The organism is Paenibacillus daejeonensis DSM 15491 (genome assembly GCF_000378385.1).
Lineage (GTDB): Bacteria > Bacillota > Bacilli > Paenibacillales > Paenibacillaceae > Paenibacillus_D > Paenibacillus_D daejeonensis.
In genome coordinates this window covers 1,277,282-1,296,074 of record NZ_KB899659.1, presented here as the reverse complement: position 1 = coordinate 1,296,074, position 18,793 = coordinate 1,277,282, and the positions used below count along the sequence as shown (strand labels likewise).

Below are 18,793 nucleotides of genomic sequence, written 5' to 3'. Positions count from 1 at the left end.
GGCCCAGAAAACTTAGATCATACGAAAAAAGCCCTGCCGTCCTGGCAGGGCTAATGATGATTGATTGAAACTTAGGCACGGAATCGGTAACTGATTGCCGCGCGTTGGCGCTCCCGGTCTTCTTGCTCTTGCGTCAACAGACGGCTGATATCTGTCTGAATGCGAACAGAGCAATCATGGCACAGGTGGCCGGCTTGAATAGGTGTCTGACAGAGATCACAAGCGTCGCACAAATTGGGATAGCTGTCATTGCGCAGTTTGCCTTGGCGCAGCCAACTGCGAATCCGTGAAGGAGAGATCCCGACGTGAGCGGCGACCGTCTCGGTGTCAGTGGTCGGGTAGCGTACCATAAAGCGGTCAATCGCCTGCAATTGGCGGTCTGATTCTGATGCACAGCTGTGACAGAGGCCGCGGAGGTTTTTTTGGTAGATCCGGCCACAGTCAGAACAATGGGCTACCTTAAGCTCGGTCAACATAGGTCCACGCCTCCCTGTCTCACGACATAATAGTTCTAATGGACTAATAATAGCATAGATAGTTAAATATTACACGTGTGATAGGCACTTTGAATCAGGTTTTTTTATTGAGCAGACAGGTATATGAACCCTTGACAAATATGAGGAGGTCCGTATAATCGTCTGTAACGACGATGACAGGAAAGAGTACGCTCGTAGCATGCTGGATCAGAGAGCCGGTGGGTGGTGTGAACCGGAGCAGTGGCGGTGCGGAATGGATCCTGGAGTCGAATACTTGAAGGCTGGCTAGTGAGCTGTGTAGGGTATCCCGTTGGTCCCGCGTTAAGGGATATGAAGGCCTGCTGCTTCCTCATGGGTAGCGATAGACAGGCGAATTAGGGTGGCACCACGGTCTCTCGTCCCTTACGGCGAGGGGCCTTTTTGTGTTTATTAACGAAACGGAGGATCACAGATGAAAAGAGTACTCTCTGGCATTCAGCCAAGCGGGCAGCTGACACTGGGCAACTATATCGGGGCGATTCAAAATTTTGTGAAGCTGCAGGATAGTCACCAATGTTTCTTCATGGTGGTTGACATGCATGCCATCACGGTTCCTCAGGAGCCGCAGGCGCTGCGTGAGCAAACCGAGTCGGTGGCTGCACTGTTCCTGGCCTCGGGGATTGACCCGGCCAAGGCAAGCATGTTCCTGCAATCGCATGTGTCTGCACATGCCGAGCTGGGATGGTTGTTCACTACGCTCTCCTATATGGGTGAGCTCGAACGGATGACGCAATTTAAGGATAAATCGGAGGGCAAGGATTCGGTAGGCGCAGGCTTGTTCGTTTATCCTTCACTCATGGCGGCCGACATTATGCTCTATAATGCGGATCTTGTTCCGGTAGGCGACGATCAGAAGCAGCATCTGGAGCTGACGCGTAATCTGGCTCAGCGGTTCAACAGCAAATACGGCGAGTATTTCAAGGTGCCTGAACCGTATACGCCTAAGGTAGGCGCACGGATTATGTCGCTAGACGATGCCAGCAAAAAAATGAGTAAGAGCAATCCAAATCCGGCGAGCTATATTGCCTTGCTGGACCCGCCGGATGTTATACGCAAGAAACTGAGCCGGGCCACGACGGACTCCGGTCGAGAAGTCAAATACGATCCTGCGAACAAGCCGGAAATCAGTAATCTGATGGGGATCTATGCGCATTGCGCAGGGAAAACCGTAGAAGAGGTTGAGGCAGAGTATGAGGGTCAAGGCTATGGTGCGTTCAAGAAGAATCTCGCTGAACATGTCGTGTCTGTGTTGGAACCGCTACAGGCCAGATATCAGGAGATTCGCAGCTCGGGCGAGCTGACGGCCATCTTGAAGGCAGGTGCGGAGGAAGCCGCGCTCATTGCGAACCAGACGCTGTTGGACGTCAAAGAGCGTATGGGCTTCGTCCTGCCCAAATAAGAAACAAGTCTACTGCGATTGTCTGCGCAGGCGGGCGCGCATTACAAACCCGGATCCAATCCAGACCAGGGTCAGCAGTGCGAGTCCGCTAGCGAGCCAACCATTATGACTGATGGCGATGGCGGTAGCGAACATGAAGGCTACCCCAATCACGGCGAAAAATAGAGACATCTGTTTAGACATGGCGGTACGCTCAACTCCTTTCGGCAGAAATATGGAGCCAGAAAAAAATTTTTAAAATCTTTTAAGATCGAAGAATATTCTTCAACATCCCGCGCATACTAAGCTTGCAACAACAAACATTCGCAGAGGATGAAAGGAGAATTTCATATGGCAGGCCAATCCCGTAACAGCAACACTCTGGTGGTACCACAAGCAACTCAAGCGCTGCAACAACTGAAAATGGAAGCAGCACAAGAACTGGGGATCCAAATTCCTGCAGACGGCTACTATGGCAACGTTGCTACACGCGACGCTGGTTCCCTTGGTGGCTACATCACAAGAAAGCTTGTCCAAATCGCTGAACAACAACTGGCGGGTCAATCCCGTTAATAGGTTGTTCCATCACACAGCTCCGCCCTCGTAAGAGGGCGGAGTTTTTTAATGCAAAACAATTCAATGTAAACGCAACTTTAGAAAAGAGGGGACTTCCGATCGCTGTTGTTTCCAGATTTCTTTATTTACAACCGTTCTAGCGGTTGAAATCTGGAAACAAAGGCGAGCATTTCATTTCTCCAGCCTCCCTCTTTTCCTTCGTTTCAACAATGAAAATGTTTATCTAAAAAATCCTAAAGGAAAAAAACAAAGCCCCTCCTCATTTTGCAGGAAGGGGCTATTGTCCGTCAATAGGTATTCATTCGGAGACGCTTCTGGAGTCGCTCGTCGCTAAGCCAGCCTACAAAAGAGCCTAAGGTATGTGAGCTGTGATCCATGAGCAGGACGGCAACGAACGGGTACTGCTTGCGATGCCGGTAGCGGATATCTGACCACCGTACTTCCACACCCCAGGCATGCTCGATCACCTCGGCACAAGCGAAGGAGGTGAAGTAGAGGAAGGCCTGGATGGAGGGATCACTTTTGGATTGCTCGACTGCCGGGTGGTCAGAGCACTTCGCGTGGTCCAGCCATTCCAGCTTGCCATGCTTGAAACTCCCCACGTCATAGCTTCCGTCCGACAGCTGCTTGAGCACATGCCAATCGTAGATGGACACTTTTGGTATCAGATGATAGTCCGTCTTGTCATCATCAGGTCCGTCATCTGCGCGCAGCAGCATGTTCCAGGTCGTCCTGTGCAGCCAACTGCGCCAGAGAATGTAGATACCGACAAACAAGTACAGGATCGGAAACACGATGGCAGGTTCCGCTCCGCCCAGCGCCCAGATCAAGATAGCGGCCAGATGCGTGGTGAAAATGACCGGATCGAAGATCGGGAGAATGTTCCATGAAATCCACTTCTTCGAGAAGGGCCACAGCGCTTGCGTACCATATGCATTTAGCAAATCGGTAAACACGTGGATGACTACTGCAAGCAGGACCCACCCTCCAATGTGAAGCCAAGGTAGGGACCCGCGATAGCCGAGCTGCAATGCGGCTGTGATGAGTAGGGTCCACAGCAGAATGGCTGGAATCGAGTGCGATCGACCCCGATGGTGGCGGATGTAGGCAGCGTTGCTCTTGAGCCGCAGCAGTGTATCGAGGTCAGGCGCTTGGGAACCGGCGATTGTCCCGACCATTGCGGCCAAAAAAACGGTTTGGTTTGAAGCGATCACGGGATCGACACAGGCCAGACCAGCCAGACCCAGTCCCATGATGAGATGTGTACCGCTATCCATGCGGGAAGCCTCCTTCTTGCGCTATACTGGGTTAAGATCAGTATTTTCAAAAACCGCGCAGATTATCAAGGAGGAGAATGGCATGCATGTATGTATGATGGAGTATCGTGTGAAAGAGGAATACCGGGAGGACTACCTGGCTTGGGTGGAGGAAATGGGGGGCTTGGAGCCTCAGCCTTTATTATATGAAGGGACAGATCAGCAAGGTCTGTTCGTGGAAATATGGTCGGCTGATAGCGAGGAGGCTGCTCATCGGATTCAGGACGCCGCCCGTGCGGGGGAGGCGCCCTGGTCGAAGCTTCCGCTCTGGGTGAACGGAAAGATCAATGCCTGGTCATTCCGTCAAATTAACGCGAGGATTTGACCGTTCCTACGGTAGCCGTTCCGTTAGTCATCGGTGTGGTGTTGGAGACAACATCGCCATGGAAAGGATACTCATACGCAATCGGCTCATCAAACGTGATGTAATCGAGATTGAGCGTGAGCAGCAAGAAGCGCATGCCTGTGACGGGATCGCTCAGGATGATGTGATCCCGGCCAGCCGCTTCGACGATACCTTTGAACACTTTGGCATTCCATTCCCGATTGTTCTCGTAGGTCATGTAAATGGTCGCGAGTTTGCCACGGTTCAGACGCAGGATGTTCTCGACATAGGACTCTTCCACCAGTGGTGCGGTGATGATATTGCCGCCGCCAGGTGTAACGACTGCGCCGCTTGGCACATTAGGAGGCATGCCGCCTGACATTTGCTGAGGAGCTGCCATTCCTTGGGACATCATAGGCGCTGGAGCTGGCATGGCATAGCCATACCCGCTACCCGGGGCAGTGTAACCTCCGTAACTGGAATGGTAGCCATAAGGTGTAGACATGATAATTCCTCACTTCCATCTTATAATGGTATTCGTTTTTGATCACGAAGTGATTCAGGATGCTGATTCGACGTCGAATCTTGAATGCATGATGAACTTCCGATGCTCACGTAGGTTCACCTACGCTCCGCTTCTCAGTTCCTCCTACCTCCAACCTTCTCGGTGCTGAAAAACGAATTTTTGAACTCGTACTTTAAATTAATAGACATCTGGGCAATCTTCGGGGGTTGGGGCGAAGAAACAGTGCGCTTTGAAACGACCGGTATTGGCTTGATCATACCAGGTGGCCGGACAGGCGCCGGTTGGTCTAAAAAACCACAGGGCATTGGAGGCGGGATGCTGCCGCTCGCCGTTGATGACACGGCGGGCCAGGCGGATCTCGCTTTCGCGAGCCCTTTGATAAAAGTAGCCTTTTTGCGTCGCTTCGAATCCGCCGGGATTTTGAAAGACCATCTGGGGAATGGAGCGGACGTTGCGGAAGTCAATGCAATCGCCTCGCACGCGATTGACGCCGACATTGCCGACCATCAGCATGCCAAGCTCGCCTTCGCCCTCGGCTTCGGCACGCATTAAGCGAGCCAGCATCTTAACTTCTTCTTCATTCGTTTTGATGACAGCCATGGTTGTTGTTTTTCACTTCCCTCTTTGGCCAATTCAGCATTTCGCCTGATTCCTTTCTGGGCGAACACCACATTGTCATTGTATTGGCCCAGATGCAAAATGGTGCCAGAGCCACTGAAAAAAAATGTGCGCGTTGTCCGTTGGAACAGTCGTGGCAATCTGATGAACAGCCCGCTTGAAACATTGTCAAAGGCTTGTATTTTCGGTATGATTAAGGACGATTAAGAGCAGAGGAATATCTGATGCTGACCCTCATCGTTAGGATTAAGCGACGAGTGGATCCGTCTAGGACGGCAGCACAACATCAGGAGGGAAGACACATGAACGTGCTGAAGCGGCACGGGTTCAAAATTGCAATCTTGGCGCTCTGTGCTTTGATGGCTGGATACCTGTATTGGTCTACAGCAGAGGAGAGCAAGCTGCCGGCCTTATCGGCTGCACCAGACTATGAGCTGACTGATCTGGATGGCAATACCGTCACCTTAGAGGACACGAACGGCAAGGTGAGATTATATTACTTCTATTTCTCTTACTGTCCGGATGTTTGTCCACCTACGACGGCCCAACTAATTCAGGTACAGAACGAGATGATTGATCAGGGCCATTACGGCGACGATTTCATGATCAACTCCATTACAATTGATCCAGAACGGGATACGCCGGAGCGAATTCGGGAGTTCGCCGAGAAATTCGGAGCTATTGACTTCAGCGGCTGGGATTTTCTGCGCGGTGATGAAGCCTACACGGCCGAGTTGGCCAAGTCCTACGGCGTCAGCGTATTTAAGGATCCTAACGGGGACTTCACGCATACCAATTTCTTCATCCTGGTTGACCGTGAGGGCCAGGTCCGCAAATATATTCGCGCCGATGAACAGTTAACGGTCGAGTCGATTATCGAGGATGTCGAGAAAGTGCTAAAAGACTAAGGTCGTGTTAAACGGCTCTTATAAGAGAGAAGAGAAGAGATGATATGACGATATTCTGGCATATCCTCATGAACAATGTGCTCCCGCTATCTGTGATGATTGCCATCGGCGTCATCATGATGCGGGCTTTTCATTTGGATATAAAAACCTTGTCCAAGCTGAACTTTTATGTGTTTTCGCCAGCCATTATATTCAAATTGCTCTACACCACCAATATCACGCTTGCGGTCATGGGGAGTGTACTGTTATTTTTCTTATTATTCATGGTGCTGCAATATGGGGTGCTGGAGATTGTCGTTCGGCTGAGAAGGTATAATGCGGGGAAGCGGGCGGCGATGCGCAACAGTGTATTGTTCTATAATAGTGCGAACTATGGCATTCCCATCAACCAGCTGGCATTTGGCGGCAATCCCGATACGCTGGCGATACAGATTATTATTATGATGATGCAGTCACTGATTCCGAATACCTATGGAATCTATAGTGTTAATGCGCACCGCAGTGATCTGCGTGCCGTCTGGCGGACAATTCTGTCGATGCCGATCATCTATGTGATTCCGCTCGCCTTGCTGTTGCGGGGCTTCTCCGTACCCGTGCCCCAGTTCGTTGAGACGCCGATTGATTACATGGCCGATGCGTTCATCGGTACGGCGCTGCTCACCCTGGGCGTACAACTGGGCAGTATGAAGTGGCAGATTAATCGCTCGTTGCTCGCTGACGTCGGCATCTCCAGTTTCCTGCGCTTGCTTGTCGGCCCAGCATTGGCAGCAGTTATCGTATGGGGACTTGGCATTGAGGGCATGATGGCGGCTGCGTTGATTGTCTCTTCAGCAGTACCAACTTCATTAAGTAGTGTATTGTTGGCCGTTGAGTTCGACAATGAGGCGGAGTTCTCGTCGCAGGCGGTATTCCTCTCCACGTTGCTCAGCGTCTTTACGGTCACACTTGTCATCTTTATGCTTCAAATTTGATCTTCTTTGCTCCAAATGGGGGCGGGACCGGTATCCGGGTACAGGATGTACTCGCCGAGTCCCGCCTTTTCCAGTTGTTCGACCAAGTACTCCACTGGCGTGCCCTCCACGCCAGGGTAGCCGCGACGGGTGTAGATATGCTCGGCATCGGGAAAAGCATCGCGCAGCTTGCCGCGAATCCGCTTGCCCGAAGCGTCATTGTCCATGAACAAATACACGTCGCAGTCCTTGGCCTGGCGCAGAAGCCGTTCAATCTGCTCTGTCCCCGGGGTGCCGAAGGAGCAGTGAATGGTTACTTCCTCGGAGAGCACCTGACGAAGCCGACGCCGGTCATTTTTGCCTTCTACGATGATAGCAATGCACATTGATCCTCACCTCACCCTTATTGTACCCCGTCCAGGCACAATGGTACACCAGCCCGGACAATGGACTCAGTTCAGACGGGTGGAAGGCTGTGGGGGACGGGAAGCATGAAAAGGGAGTAGGGTGACCGCAATCATCAGCGCAATGAAGGCCAATAAGTAAGGCGACACCTGTTCACGCAGCTGCCCGGCCAGCATAGGACCAAGAAAGGCGCCAATGGAGAATGCGATAGAGAGGAGCGAGAAGGTACGTCCATAGCGCGTGCCGCCACTAAGTTGAATGAGCAAGGTCGAAAGTGCAGGGAAGATGATCCCCTTGGCCATGCCCAGCACCAGCAAGAGGGTCCACACCGGAAGCGGGACGTCTACTGCCAGCGCAAAATAAGCGATCGCCAGCATGAATGCTCCCCACAAGGAACGGTGATAGGCAGAGTATCGGTTGAGAAACAGCATGCTGAGCGTAATCAGAGCGCCTAGACTGACGACAGAAAACAATAAGCCGGTCGTCATCATCGCATCCTTGCTGGTGGCGAGCAGCGGCAACTCAAAGGAGAGAATACCCTGGGCGCAGGCCATGGCAACTGGAAGTACGTAAATGATCAGCGGTACAGGCGTAGGTAACCCGGCTGGCGCAATCGCTGGATGGGTGTCCTGTGTCGGCAGCTTCGGGGCTTCCGGAACATCGCGGATGAAGAACAGGGCGCACAGGGAGATCACGATGAGCAGCAAGCCGAGTATAAAGAAGGCCGTGTCGAAACCGATTTTGGCTACCAAAAAGGCGCCGGCGGCAGGGGAGACTACTGAAGCGAGGGTATGGACCAGGGAATTACCGGCCATGAGCTTGCCTTGTTCTGATGGATTGGAAGCAAGCCGAGCCAGCAAGGCCATACATGCAGGTGAAAGAAAAGCTAGCACAAAACCGCTAAGCGAGCGCAGCACAAGGAGCTGCCAAGGGTCGGTGACCCGTGCCTGCAGCAGCAAGATGATCCCTGCCGTCATCAGGCTGAAGACGATGAAGATCCGGCTGCCATAACGGTCCACGCTGAAGCCTGCGATCCAATTGCCGGGCAGATGCGTAATGGAGTAGATGCCCATCATGAGGCCGATGAACGAGGGGGCCGCCCCGATGGAGATCGCGAACGGCGTCAGGATCGGATACTGCGCATGCAGATCAAAAAACGCTACGAAGAGAAACAAGTAGAGCCAGATGGCTGTTTTCATAAGGCGGAATCCTCCTGACGAAACGTAAGTCTGTACCTTAGCGGAGATACAGGATACTCCTAACTTGTACGCCTGTGGACGAGCGGATATGCCAATCCTGTGAAAATGGCAGGCCGTCTCGTTTACGCCCCCGGTACGGTAAGGTATAATGGAGAGTAGCATGTCAATGAGCTTGTCACAGAGAAAGAAAGGTTTTATGTACATAAAGGGGGATTACCATGAATTATGATTGGGAGACATGGTCGTTATTTTTTCAGGAAAACTGGCTGGTGCTGCTGATTGCGCTTGTCGTGCTCCTGATCGTCATCAAGGTCGTGCGGACATTAGTCAAGTGGGCGATTGTTGCCGTGATCATCATTGCCGTGATTGCATACAGCGGGTATAACCTGCAGGATCTCAGCGGCAGTCTGGATGACCTGCGCTCGATGGGGTCACAGGTGGCGGACACTGTCAAGCAGGAGGCGCTTCAGGCAATGGCGGGCGAAGCCGACAAGGCTGTCTATACCAATAATGGCGACGGCACGCACACAGTTGCGACGCCTACGCTCACGCTGGAGTGGACAGGCGGCGATGAGGAAGTGGCCGTGACCTATCGCGGCACGTCTCTGGGCAAGTGGAAGATGGACGCAACGATCCGGGGACTGATCGATCAGGCCCGACAGCACGGGTAACACGGGGATGCGAACTACAGCTTAGAGCAGGAGGGATAACATGGCACAATGGCTGGAACCGCTGCTCCGATTCGAATGGATCTCGATTCTGCTGCTGCTCGTCTTGGCAGGTTCACTGATTCAAGGACTGGGGCAAGGTGCATCGGGCTCAGCCAAACGGCTGTTCCGATTCCTCTGGGAATCCCTCTGGATCGTCATTTCACTGCTGCTGGCCGCGCAAGCTGCCAGTTATCTCTCGCCACATCTGCAGCGATGGCTGATCGATCAGAGCATTCGTATCCCCGATGAAGAGATGAACATGCTGCTGCAAATCTGGTATGCGTTCATTACGGGCTTGCGCGATTTTGCATTGTTGCGCTTCGGGGTACTGTTCCTGCTTGCCTATGCCGTGCTGCGAGGCTTGTTCGGTCTGTTGACGCCGATCGTTCTGCAGAAGCAGGGCACCCGGGGCGAAGCGATCGTCTCCTCAGGCTGGCTGGCCCGGGTGCTGAGCCGGTTGACAGGAGCACTGATCGGAGCCATCCATGGCATCGGGCGTGCCTTTGTGCTGCTGGCTCTGTTCTTCATTTATGTGACGCTGCTGCCAACCGGTCCGTTCGCTGATCAGATTCAGGCCTCCCCCACATACCGGGAGACGACGGAGCGTCTGATCGCCCCGCTGGCTGGTCCGGTACTGACGCAGCATGGTCCTGTCATTACCAAGGCGGTAGAGACCGAGTTCCGTCAGATGCTGCAGCGCAGATACGAGATTATTGATCACGCAGTGCCGGCAGAGATCGGGGAAGCAGCCCGTCATGTCACAGAAGAACTGTCCTCGGATGAAGACAAGGCGAGGGCACTGTATGACTGGGTTGGCACCCGCATTGCCTATGACTGGGATAAAGCCAACGATTACATTGACTACGGTACATGGCGCGAGCAGACACCGCAGGATACTTTTGACATGCGCCAAGGCGTCTGCATCGATGTCGCGCGGCTGTATGCCGTGATGGCGCGCTCGGTTGGTCTGGATGTGCGGGTCGTCACCGGCATGGGCGGTGAGGGCGGCAATCTCGGGCCGCATGCCTGGAACGAAGTACGGGTAGACGGGAACTGGCTCCCGCTGGATGCCACGTGGGCCCGCTCAGGCGATTGGTTTAACCCGCCGAATTTTGATGACACGCATCTTCGTGATGCGTAGCAATGCCAATGCTTTTGGGAGGGAATGCAAGTGACAGGATTTTCCGATGATCCGCACAAGCGGGAGGCCGCCAAACGGCGGGGCTTCTCGTTTCGGCTGAACATCTTTTTCTTTAGTACGTTTCTGTTGTTCTGTGTTTTAATTATCCGACTCGCCATTTTGCAATTCGTAGAAGGACCAACCTATGCTGCCGAGAAGGCACGTTTGACGACGGGGGATGTGCGCATTGCACCAATCCGGGGCAATATTTACGATGCTTCGGGCCAGGAGATTGCGTATTCTTCATCAACGATGTCGCTATATTATCAGATCGAGAAAGGCATTACGAGCGAGCAAGGCGAGGCGTATGCCCGGAAGCTGTTTGAGGTTTTTGAACGATATGGCGACCCCTCCAAACATATGGAAGTCGAGGATATCATTAAACAGATGGACCTGAGCTTACGGATGAACAACGCCTTTACACAGCGCCGCATCAAGTCTGATCTGACCAGAGAAGAGATTGCCTACTTCTCAGAGAACCGGGACCAGTTTCCCGGCATCGATATTATGGAAGACAGCATTCGTCATTATGATACCGATTCGGTTGCCGTGCAGTTGGTAGGCTACCTTAAGAAATACAGGGGCGTCAAAGAATCGGTAGAGCGATACAAAAATCTCGACCGGGCTGAGGATATGAGAGACAGCTATCTTGATCATGAAGACGTGGGCATGGATGGCCTAGAGTTTATGTATCAGGATGAGCTGCGTGGCCGCAATGGACTCAAGACGTATCCGATTGATGCGGTCGGCCATATCGTTGGTCCGATGGAGCTGACCAGTCCAGAGAAGGGCAATAATCTGCATCTGACGATCCACCGCGAGGTTCAACTGCGGACCGAGGAAGCGATCATGAGCCATCTCAATAAGCTTCGTACCTCACCGCGCCGTCAGGAGCGGGCGCCGCATGCCCAGACGGGTCTGGCAGTAGCCATGGAGGTCGATACAGGCAAGATCGTCGCGATGGCGAGCATGCCGGATTACGATCCGAACCTGTGGCACGGCGGCAGCATCAGTACAGATGATTTTCGCGATATTGAGTACTTGTACTTGAACGGAGCCATCCGTCAGGTATACCAGAATTATCAGGATCCTGACGAGAGAGCCAAGCATCCCTCCTCCCTGGTGCCGCTGGGGTCGACAATCAAGCCGCTGACCGTATTGATCGGTCTGAATGAAAAGCTGTTCAGTCCCGGCACGACCTATAATGACAGAGGCGTCTTCTATTTCGGCCGGGAAGGCACACACCGCACCTCGATCCAGAATGCAGGGCGCCGTGCTTACGGCACCATGGACGGGGCTAAGGCCATTGAGAAGTCCTCCAATACATTCATGGCCGAAATGATTGGCAACCGGCTTAATGCCAGAGATGGCTTCAAGGGCGTCGAGCTGTGGGACGACTACATGAAGCAATTTGGTCTTGGTGTTGTGACTGGAAGCGGTCTGCCGGGTGAGTCTGCAGGTGTGGTCGACTACTTCCATGAGGCCGAAAACGCCAGTTCGCAGTCAGCTTTGATCCGGTCTTCCTTCGGACAGCAGGGCAGATATACGGCGCTTCAGCTGGCGCAATATACGTCAATGATGGCCAACCGCGGCAAGCGGATGAAGCCCCTGTTTGTCGAGAAGATTACGGATAGCGAGGGTAATGTGGTGCAGGTGATGGAGCCTGAGATTCTGAATGAAATCGATATCCCAGATAGCTACTGGAATGTGATTGAGCGCGGGATGAGCCGAGTCAACTCCCAAGGCTTCGAAGGCGTGGACTACTCCTATCTCCGTAAGACGGGAACATCTGAGCAGCAAGTGGCTGGCAAGACGGTCGAGAATGCCGTATTCATTGCCTATGCGCCTGCCAACAATCCCAAGCTTGCGGTTGCGGTTATCGTACCGGAAGGCGGGTCTGGCGGTTATGGAGCAGCTCCGATTGCCCGTCAAATCTTTGATGCGTATGATGATTATTATGGGCTCTCAGGAAGCCCCAAGCTTCAGCAGGAAACGAATGAAGACGAACAACAAGAATAGCCAGAAGACAAGGTCAACAGCGGATACCAAACCGTTGTTGACCTTTTTTTAAAGAAAATGTTGCACAAGAGAAACTTTTTTGTATAATATAAAAAAAGAGGCATAAGGTTAATAAACATTCCTTTGACAAACTTTTGTTCGTCCAGGCAATATGAAGTCCTGCAAAGGAGGGATTGTCCATGAAGCTCAAGCTGCCAGCGCCTGTACAGCGCGGTATGATGACGATTCTGTTTGTATTGCTGATGATCTTGCAAGCATAAGCAGGCGGCCGATTATTCATATCAGGATCTGCCGCCGGCATCTTATACGGAAAGAAGGATAAACGATGAGTACTGCAGCCATCTCTGTCGAACATCTTCATGTTTCCTACAACGGCGTGGAAGCCATCCGCGACGTCAGCTTCGATCTGGGTACGGGCAACCTGGTCGGCATCATCGGACCCAATGGCGCCGGCAAGTCGACGCTGCTTAAGGCAATGCTCCATCTGATTCCAAGGGATCGCGGCGAGATTTCTTTTCTTGGGCAGTCAATCAAGGCGCTGCGCAAGCAGATTGCTTATGTACCCCAGCGCAGCGAGATTGACTGGAACTTCCCAATCACGGTACTGGACACGGTTCTGCTCGGTACCTATCCGACCCTGGGGTGGTTCCGGCGTCCGGGCAAGCGGCAGCGGGAAAGGGCCTATAGCTGCTTGGAGCAGGTCGGTATGGCTGATTTTCAGAACCGTCAAATCGGCGAGCTGTCCGGTGGCCAGCAGCAGCGTGTTTTCCTGGCCAGGGCTCTTGCGCAGCAACCCGAGTTGTTCTTCCTTGATGAGCCGTTTGTTGGCGTCGATCTGACTAGTGAGCAGACGATCATTGCGATTTTGAAGGAGCAACAGGCGAACGGGAAGACGGTCGTGGTCGTCCATCACGACCTGAGCAAGGCCAATGACTATTTCAACAAGCTGCTGCTCATTAACCGGGAGCTTGTGAGCTTCGGCGAGGTGCAGGATGTATTCCGGCCAGAAATTATGTCGCAAGCCTATCGTGGCGAGTTTTCATTCATGCGGGAGTTGGGAGTGAGCATCTGATGGAATTCATTCATGCGGTGTTAAATTACGGTTTCATGCAGAAAGCACTGATTACAGCCGTGATGGTAGGAATGATCTGTGGCGTCATCGGCTGCTTCATCATCCTTCGGGGCATGGCGCTGATGGGCGATGCGATCTCTCATGCCGTGCTGCCAGGCGTGGCGATCTCCTATATGCTGGGCATCAACTTTTTTATCGGGGCCGTCATCACCGGCGTGCTGACCGCTATCGGCATTGGCTTCGTCAGTCAGAATAGCCGGATCAAGCATGATGTTTCGATAGGCATCATGTTCACCTTTGCCTTCGCGATCGGGATTATCCTCATCACCATGATGAAGAGCAGTACGGATCTGTACCATATCCTCTTCGGTAACGTGCTGGCCGTACGGCCTTCCGAGATGTGGTTCACGCTCATTATCGGTGTGATTGTCGTAGGCTGTATCTACTTGTTCTACAAAGAGCTGCTGATCAGCACCTTCGATGCAACAATGTCAGCGGCGTATGGTCTGCCGGTCCGATTCATTCACTATCTGCTGATGACCCTGCTGACCATGGTGACCGTTGCTTCCCTCCAGACGGTAGGTATCATTCTCGTGGTTGCCATGTTGATTACACCGGCTGCCACAGCCTATCTGCTGACAGACCGTCTGTGGGTCATGCTGTATTTATCGGCGCTATTCGGAATGCTGGCTGCGGTCGGTGGACTGTATTTCAGCTACGTCTACAACCTGGCTTCCGGCGCCACCATTGTCGTCACCTCAACCGTCATGTTCTTCCTCGTATTCGTGTTCTCGCCGAAGCAGGGCATGCTGATGAAATCGATTCGCAAGCGGCAGCAACGGGAACGAGTGAGAGGGCAGGCGTTGAATCAATAGATCAAGCTAACGTAAGGAGTGGGAGAGATGAGAGAACGTATCAGATGGAAGAAAACAGGGGGCTTGCTGTGGGCAGGCCTACTTGCGGTACTGCTGTTGGCTGGCTGTGCGAACAACGGACCGGCAGGTGCTAATCAGGGAAGCGGTGAGGGGGAAGATGAGGGACAGGACGGCAGACTGAAGGTAGTGGCGACCTATTCCATCGTCTATGATATCGTCAAACAGGTAGGCGGCGACCATGTCGATGTGATCTCGCTCGCGCCTGTTGGCTCCAACCCGCATGAGTTCGATCCCCGCCCGGCCGATGTCACGAATACCGCCGATGCGGACGCTATTTTTTATAACGGTATGAATCTGGAGGCAGGGAACTCCTGGTTCGAGAAGCTGCTGGAAACAGCAGGCAAGGATGGCGAAGACGCGCCGGTGTACCTGATCAGTGAAGGCGTGGAAGTCCAATACTTAACGGAGGCTGGCAATGAAGGCGAGAGTGATCCTCATGCCTGGCTTGACCTTCGCAACGGCGTGATCTATGCACAAAATGCACAAGCGGCACTCACGGAGATCGATCCCGACAACAGCGAAGACTACGCTGCCAATGCAGAGAGCTACATCGCCGAGCTGGAGCAGCTCCATGATGAGGCGGTTGAACGGTTCCAGGAAATCCCGGAGAGTCAACGATTCCTAGTTACAAGTGAGGGTGCCTTCAAATATTTCAGCGAAGCGTATGGCATTGAAGCCGGGTACATCTGGGAGATCAACTCCGAGAGTGAAGGTACGCCAGCTCAGGTACAGGCGATCGTTGACGAGATCAAGTCAAGGGATGTAAAAGGCCTGTTCGTGGAAACCAGTGTAGACCCCCGCAGCATGGAATCGGTATCCCGTGATTCAGGTGTGCCGATTGTGGGTGAAGTGTTCACGGACTCTCTGGGTAAACCAGGCGAGACAGGAGACACCTACCTCGATATGATGCGCACCAACATTGAGACGATTATTGAAGGACTGAAGTAGCATAACAGCCGCTTCAACAGACCGCCAGAATACCTGAGGCTCATGAGCCCGGTATCCGGCGGTCTTTTGGCATTGGAGCGAGGCTATTTGGAATTGCCGCCGAATGTGATAAAATTAGGCTATTGTGCCCGAAAGGAGACGCTTGATGAATAAATACAAATTGATTGCATTGGATATGGATGGAACACTTCTCAATGACCGAAGCGAGATTAGCGAAGAAAATGCCGCATGGATTCACAAGGCGCTTGACGCTGGCGTCACGGTCATCTTCTCAACGGGCAGAGGATTCCGCAGCGCGCTTCCCTTTGCGGAGCAGCTGGGACTGACAACCCCGATGGTTACAATTAACGGCGGGGAGATCTGGCACAAGCCACATGTGCTGCACAAGCGTACGTACCTGGCGGATACAATTGTCGGCAAGCTGCGTGAGCTGGCGCAGACGCATGATGCCTGGTATTGGGCTTATGCGGTCGAGGATATTTACAATTCCGAACGCTGGCTGGCCAAAAACGAACAAATCAGTGACAAGCACTGGCTCAAATTCGGCTTCGATACCCCTGACGATACAGCCCGGGCGGCCATCCGCAGTGAAATCGAGAGCTGGGGCGGGCTCGAGATAACCAATTCTTCCACGACCAATTTGGAGATTAACCCCGAAGGCGTATCCAAAGCAAACGGCGTCCGCGAGGTTTGTGGCATGCTAGGTATTGAAATGTCGCAGGTCATCGCGGTTGGAGACAGTCTCAATGATCTCGCAGTGATTCAGGAGGCAGGCCTCGGCATCGCCATGGGGAATGCACAGGAGTCCATCAAAGAAGCGGCTGATGCCGTCACGGTTTCCAACAATGAAGACGCGATTGCACGCGTCATCGAGGAATATATATTTAACAGCCGCTAGGCTGAGAGTCGATCCCTGATTTCTAATTGGAGGAATAGGTGTGGAGATCATCGCTTGGGTGCTGATCGTCATCTTGTTTGCCGTAGGCATGGCAGGAGCGATCTTCCCGATCCTGCCTGGTGCGCTGGCCATCTATGGCGCATTTTTCGTGTATGGGTTTATGATCAGCTTCGAGCCCTTCGGCTGGGTGTTCTGGACGCTGCAGACCTTGATCGTTGCGGTATTGATTTTTGCCGATTATGCGGTAAATGCCTGGGGCGTCAAACGCTATGGCGGGTCGCGTGCTTCGGTCATCGGCAGTACGATCGGGGTGCTCATCGGTCCGTTTGTCATCCCGGGCTTCGGTCTCTTGATCGGACCGTTCGCCGGCGCCGTTATCGGGGAGCTCATGTCGCGGGCTTCGTTGGAGCAGTCGCTGCGGGTCGGTTACGGCTCAGTAGTAGGGCTGTTCACCAGCACGCTAGTCAAAATTATATTGCAGACCATCATGATTATCTTGTTTATTATCTGGCTGGTGGTCTGAAGAAAACAGGCAGGAGTCATTATTCATGATCAAAAAGGATTCCCTAATCAAAGGCACGCTTGTGCTCGCAGCGGCAGCGCTGGTCGCCCGTTTCTTGGGGCTGTTCCAGCGCATCCCGTTTGACTACATCTTCGATGCGGCTGGCGGGGCTTATTTTACGCTGGCCAACAATACGTATTTACTACTTCTGGTCATTGCTACGGGAGGAATACCGAGTACAATTAGCAAGATGATCTCGGAGCGGTATGCCCAGGGGCGGATTGACGAAGCGCAGCAGATCTATCGCGCGGCACTCCGGTTCGGTATCGTGGCCGGTATTGTGATGTCGTGTGGACTCTTCTTCTCGGCGCCGCTAATTCTGGACAAGCTTGCCCGCAATCCGGGAGCTACCCTCGCCGTACAGGCGATTGCACCGGCGCTGCTGCTATTCCCGGTCATTGCGATGATGCGCGGTTATTTCCAGGGGCGGCAGATGATGACGGCTGGCGGGATCTCGCAGATTATCGAACAGATTCTGCGCGTGGTCACCGGTGTGGGCTTGGCTCTCATTGTCGTATCGCTTGGTTATGATCAGGAATGGATATCGGCAGCCGCTACAGTCGGCAGTGTATTCGGCAGCATCGGCGCTTTTGGGGTCATGCTCTGGTACGCTTACAAGCTGAAGCGCCAGGATGCGGCAGAGGCCGCAGCCGGCGGACGGCCGATGGTTGACACCAAGCGGGCTGTTCGTTCACCGCTCAAGTACAAGGCGATTTATCAGGAAATTTTCAAAATGTCGATTCCGATCGTCATGACAGCCATGACGGTTCAGCTAATCTATATGATCGATTCCTTCTTCTTTAATCCGCTGACGGCCAGCTATTACACGCCAGAGGCAGCGGATCACGCGCTGAAGATGCTGGGGATTAAAGCACAGGCGATTGCAGGCATCCCGCCAATCCTTGCCATTGCGCTCAGTACATCGATTATTCCAGTCATTTCTTCTGCGTTTGCCACGGGCAATCTGCAGGAGGTGCAGCGCCAGGGCTCGCTGGTCATGCGGATTGTCCTGTTCACCGGCATACCGGCGGCGTTGTCTCTCACTGTTGCCGCTACGTCAGTAACCGGCTCGATCTATGAAACGGCCGAAGGCAGCGCGATCGTAGCGGCTCTGACGGCCGGCACGATTTTTCAAATTACGATGATGACGAGCAATTCCATGCTGTTCGGACTTGGTAATGCCCGTGCCCCGATGATTCATACAATTCTGGGCATTGTTCTGAAGATTATCGCCAGTATCGCACTCGGACCGATCTTGGGCGTATACGGTCTGATCATCGCGTCAACCCTCTGCTTCATCCTCATCACGATGCTTAATCTGCGTACGATCGGCGGGGTTGTGAAGCTGCAGGTGTTGGGTAGCCGCTGGGCGGCTTATCTTACGGTTATCGTACTAACTGGGGCGGCAGGCTTCGGACTCGACTGGGGCGGCCGCCAGCTGCTGCAGTCGTGGCCCGATCGTCTGGCCTATCTGGCGACAGCTGCTGTAACGGGCATGGCGATGCTGGGACTCTACCTACTCTTGCTCATCGTAATGCGTGTGGTAAGAGAGAGCGACGTGAAGAGTTTCCCTGGTCCGCTTCGCAAGGTATTCGGCCTGTTAATGAGGCTTGTCCCGGCAAAAGCAAGGGGCGCAAGCGGCGGATAGCAGCTGCGTTAGATTTAAATGGCTCTGGTTCGATTGCAAATCTTCCAATCATTCCTTCTCCATGGTAGAATGTTTTAATGGCATTTTACGATGGGGGAGGTTTTT

At 53.2% G+C, this 18,793-nt stretch carries 21 protein-coding genes and 1 other annotated feature; of the genes, 14 read left to right on the top strand and 7 right to left on the bottom strand.

Going from position 1 to position 18,793, the window contains the following annotated elements; translation table 11 throughout:
• Positions 1-71 precede the first annotated feature (71 nt).
• Positions 72-476, bottom strand: coding sequence for a hypothetical protein (locus tag F556_RS0106425; protein ID WP_020616092.1), 405 nt, complete (start codon positions 474-476; stop codon positions 72-74).
• 164 nt (positions 477-640) lie between these two features.
• Positions 641-882 (top strand) — a binding site (T-box leader).
• A gap of 45 nt (positions 883-927) precedes the next feature.
• On the opposite strand from F556_RS0106425, the gene trpS reads away from it, so the two are divergent.
• Positions 928-1,914 (top strand): tryptophan--tRNA ligase, encoded by a 987-nt coding sequence (gene trpS / locus F556_RS0106420; protein ID WP_020616091.1) that lies wholly within the window; start codon positions 928-930, stop codon positions 1,912-1,914.
• Positions 1,915-1,923: 9 nt separating this feature from the next.
• Here trpS and F556_RS38290 read toward each other — a convergent pair whose 3' ends face one another.
• The gene (locus F556_RS38290; protein ID WP_020616090.1) at positions 1,924-2,097 is read right to left on the bottom strand and encodes a DUF5325 family protein; all 174 of its coding nucleotides are present in this window, start codon (positions 2,095-2,097) and stop codon (positions 1,924-1,926) included.
• A 147-nt stretch (positions 2,098-2,244) separates the two neighbouring features.
• Between F556_RS38290 and F556_RS0106410 the strand changes: the two genes are divergently transcribed.
• Positions 2,245-2,466 carry an alpha/beta-type small acid-soluble spore protein gene (locus tag F556_RS0106410; protein WP_020616089.1) on the top strand — a complete coding sequence of 74 codons (222 nt, stop codon included), beginning with the start codon at positions 2,245-2,247 and terminating at the stop codon, positions 2,464-2,466.
• A gap of 290 nt (positions 2,467-2,756) precedes the next feature.
• Here F556_RS0106410 and F556_RS0106405 read toward each other — a convergent pair whose 3' ends face one another.
• Positions 2,757-3,746 (bottom strand): metal-dependent hydrolase, encoded by a 990-nt coding sequence (locus tag F556_RS0106405; protein WP_020616088.1) that lies wholly within the window; start codon positions 3,744-3,746, stop codon positions 2,757-2,759.
• Between the two features lie 82 nt (positions 3,747-3,828).
• Between F556_RS0106405 and F556_RS36095 the strand changes: the two genes are divergently transcribed.
• A complete protein-coding gene (locus F556_RS36095; RefSeq protein ID WP_020616087.1) occupies positions 3,829-4,110 on the top strand; it encodes a hypothetical protein in 282 nt (93 codons plus the stop codon).
• On the opposite strand, the gene gerQ is transcribed toward F556_RS36095, so the two are convergent.
• Entirely contained in the window at positions 4,094-4,615 is a 522-nt protein-coding gene (gerQ, locus tag F556_RS33375) for a spore coat protein GerQ (RefSeq protein ID WP_020616086.1), read from the bottom strand. The genes F556_RS36095 and gerQ overlap by 17 nt on opposite strands.
• Positions 4,616-4,813: 198 nt before the next feature.
• Positions 4,814-5,236, bottom strand: coding sequence for a cell wall hydrolase (locus tag F556_RS0106390; RefSeq protein ID WP_020616085.1), 423 nt, complete (start codon positions 5,234-5,236; stop codon positions 4,814-4,816).
• 320 nt (positions 5,237-5,556) lie between these two features.
• Here F556_RS0106390 and F556_RS0106385 point away from each other — a divergent pair, with 320 nt between their 5' ends.
• Complete coding sequence (locus tag F556_RS0106385) at positions 5,557-6,162, top strand: SCO family protein (RefSeq protein ID WP_020616084.1); 606 nt, start codon at positions 5,557-5,559, stop codon at positions 6,160-6,162.
• A 44-nt stretch (positions 6,163-6,206) separates the two neighbouring features.
• Complete coding sequence (locus tag F556_RS0106380) at positions 6,207-7,133, top strand: AEC family transporter (RefSeq protein ID WP_020616083.1); 927 nt, start codon at positions 6,207-6,209, stop codon at positions 7,131-7,133.
• On the opposite strand, the gene F556_RS0106375 is transcribed toward F556_RS0106380, so the two are convergent.
• Together F556_RS0106375 and F556_RS0106370 are read right to left on the bottom strand one after the other, a co-directional pair.
• A complete protein-coding gene (locus F556_RS0106375; RefSeq protein ID WP_020616082.1) occupies positions 7,124-7,498 on the bottom strand; it encodes a toprim domain-containing protein in 375 nt (124 codons plus the stop codon). The genes F556_RS0106380 and F556_RS0106375 overlap by 10 nt on opposite strands.
• 66 nt (positions 7,499-7,564) lie before the next feature.
• On the bottom strand, positions 7,565-8,716 hold the full coding sequence (locus F556_RS0106370) for an MFS transporter (protein ID WP_020616081.1): 1,152 nt from the start codon (positions 8,714-8,716) through the stop codon (positions 7,565-7,567).
• Between the two features lie 218 nt (positions 8,717-8,934).
• On the opposite strand from F556_RS0106370, the gene F556_RS0106365 reads away from it, so the two are divergent.
• The 9 genes from F556_RS0106365 to F556_RS0106320 all read left to right on the top strand — a co-directional run bounded on the left by F556_RS0106365 (position 8,935) and on the right by F556_RS0106320 (position 18,688).
• Positions 8,935-9,387, top strand: coding sequence for a hypothetical protein (locus F556_RS0106365; RefSeq protein WP_020616080.1), 453 nt, complete (start codon positions 8,935-8,937; stop codon positions 9,385-9,387).
• 40 nt (positions 9,388-9,427) lie between these two features.
• The gene (locus F556_RS0106360) at positions 9,428-10,567 is read left to right on the top strand and encodes a transglutaminase domain-containing protein (RefSeq protein WP_020616079.1); all 1,140 of its coding nucleotides are present in this window, start codon (positions 9,428-9,430) and stop codon (positions 10,565-10,567) included.
• Between the two features lie 30 nt (positions 10,568-10,597).
• Positions 10,598-12,625: a peptidoglycan D,D-transpeptidase FtsI family protein gene (locus tag F556_RS0106355; protein ID WP_020616078.1), complete on the top strand. Its 2,028-nt coding sequence runs from the start codon at positions 10,598-10,600 to the stop codon at positions 12,623-12,625.
• 325 nt (positions 12,626-12,950) lie between these two features.
• Positions 12,951-13,697, top strand: coding sequence for a metal ABC transporter ATP-binding protein (locus F556_RS0106345; RefSeq protein WP_020616077.1), 747 nt, complete (start codon positions 12,951-12,953; stop codon positions 13,695-13,697).
• The gene (locus F556_RS0106340; RefSeq protein ID WP_020616076.1) at positions 13,697-14,572 is read left to right on the top strand and encodes a metal ABC transporter permease; all 876 of its coding nucleotides are present in this window, start codon (positions 13,697-13,699) and stop codon (positions 14,570-14,572) included. Before F556_RS0106345 ends, F556_RS0106340 begins: the two co-directional genes overlap by 1 nt.
• Positions 14,573-14,599: 27 nt before the next feature.
• The gene (locus F556_RS0106335; RefSeq protein ID WP_020616075.1) at positions 14,600-15,580 is read left to right on the top strand and encodes a metal ABC transporter substrate-binding protein; all 981 of its coding nucleotides are present in this window, start codon (positions 14,600-14,602) and stop codon (positions 15,578-15,580) included.
• 145 nt (positions 15,581-15,725) lie between these two features.
• Positions 15,726-16,478, top strand: coding sequence for a Cof-type HAD-IIB family hydrolase (locus tag F556_RS0106330; protein WP_020616074.1), 753 nt, complete (start codon positions 15,726-15,728; stop codon positions 16,476-16,478).
• Between the two features lie 88 nt (positions 16,479-16,566).
• Complete coding sequence (locus F556_RS0106325) at positions 16,567-17,001, top strand: DUF456 domain-containing protein (protein WP_425414002.1); 435 nt, start codon at positions 16,567-16,569, stop codon at positions 16,999-17,001.
• Between the two features lie 25 nt (positions 17,002-17,026).
• On the top strand, positions 17,027-18,688 hold the full coding sequence (locus F556_RS0106320; RefSeq protein WP_020616072.1) for a putative polysaccharide biosynthesis protein: 1,662 nt from the start codon (positions 17,027-17,029) through the stop codon (positions 18,686-18,688).
• Positions 18,689-18,793 lie beyond the last annotated feature (105 nt).

Coding starts and splice junctions, on each gene's coding strand:
- F556_RS0106380 (WP_020616083.1), top strand. CDS start 6,207: ATGACGATATTCTGGCATATCCTCATGAACAATGTGCTCCCGCTATCT.
- F556_RS0106365 (WP_020616080.1), top strand. CDS start 8,935: ATGAATTATGATTGGGAGACATGGTCGTTATTTTTTCAGGAAAACTGG.
- F556_RS0106405 (WP_020616088.1), bottom strand. CDS start 3,746: ATGGATAGCGGTACACATCTCATCATGGGACTGGGTCTGGCTGGTCTG.
- F556_RS0106320 (WP_020616072.1), top strand. CDS start 17,027: ATGATCAAAAAGGATTCCCTAATCAAAGGCACGCTTGTGCTCGCAGCG.
- F556_RS0106335 (WP_020616075.1), top strand. CDS start 14,600: ATGAGAGAACGTATCAGATGGAAGAAAACAGGGGGCTTGCTGTGGGCA.
- F556_RS0106370 (WP_020616081.1), bottom strand. CDS start 8,716: ATGAAAACAGCCATCTGGCTCTACTTGTTTCTCTTCGTAGCGTTTTTT.
- F556_RS0106390 (WP_020616085.1), bottom strand. CDS start 5,236: ATGGCTGTCATCAAAACGAATGAAGAAGAAGTTAAGATGCTGGCTCGC.
- F556_RS0106340 (WP_020616076.1), top strand. CDS start 13,697: ATGGAATTCATTCATGCGGTGTTAAATTACGGTTTCATGCAGAAAGCA.
- F556_RS36095 (WP_020616087.1), top strand. CDS start 3,829: ATGCATGTATGTATGATGGAGTATCGTGTGAAAGAGGAATACCGGGAG.
- F556_RS0106375 (WP_020616082.1), bottom strand. CDS start 7,498: ATGTGCATTGCTATCATCGTAGAAGGCAAAAATGACCGGCGTCGGCTT.
- F556_RS0106360 (WP_020616079.1), top strand. CDS start 9,428: ATGGCACAATGGCTGGAACCGCTGCTCCGATTCGAATGGATCTCGATT.
- F556_RS0106325 (WP_425414002.1), top strand. CDS start 16,567: ATGGCAGGAGCGATCTTCCCGATCCTGCCTGGTGCGCTGGCCATCTAT.
- F556_RS0106330 (WP_020616074.1), top strand. CDS start 15,726: ATGAATAAATACAAATTGATTGCATTGGATATGGATGGAACACTTCTC.
- trpS (WP_020616091.1), top strand. CDS start 928: ATGAAAAGAGTACTCTCTGGCATTCAGCCAAGCGGGCAGCTGACACTG.
- F556_RS0106410 (WP_020616089.1), top strand. CDS start 2,245: ATGGCAGGCCAATCCCGTAACAGCAACACTCTGGTGGTACCACAAGCA.
- F556_RS38290 (WP_020616090.1), bottom strand. CDS start 2,097: ATGTCTAAACAGATGTCTCTATTTTTCGCCGTGATTGGGGTAGCCTTC.
- F556_RS0106345 (WP_020616077.1), top strand. CDS start 12,951: ATGAGTACTGCAGCCATCTCTGTCGAACATCTTCATGTTTCCTACAAC.
- F556_RS0106385 (WP_020616084.1), top strand. CDS start 5,557: ATGAACGTGCTGAAGCGGCACGGGTTCAAAATTGCAATCTTGGCGCTC.
- F556_RS0106425 (WP_020616092.1), bottom strand. CDS start 476: ATGTTGACCGAGCTTAAGGTAGCCCATTGTTCTGACTGTGGCCGGATC.
- gerQ (WP_020616086.1), bottom strand. CDS start 4,615: ATGTCTACACCTTATGGCTACCATTCCAGTTACGGAGGTTACACTGCC.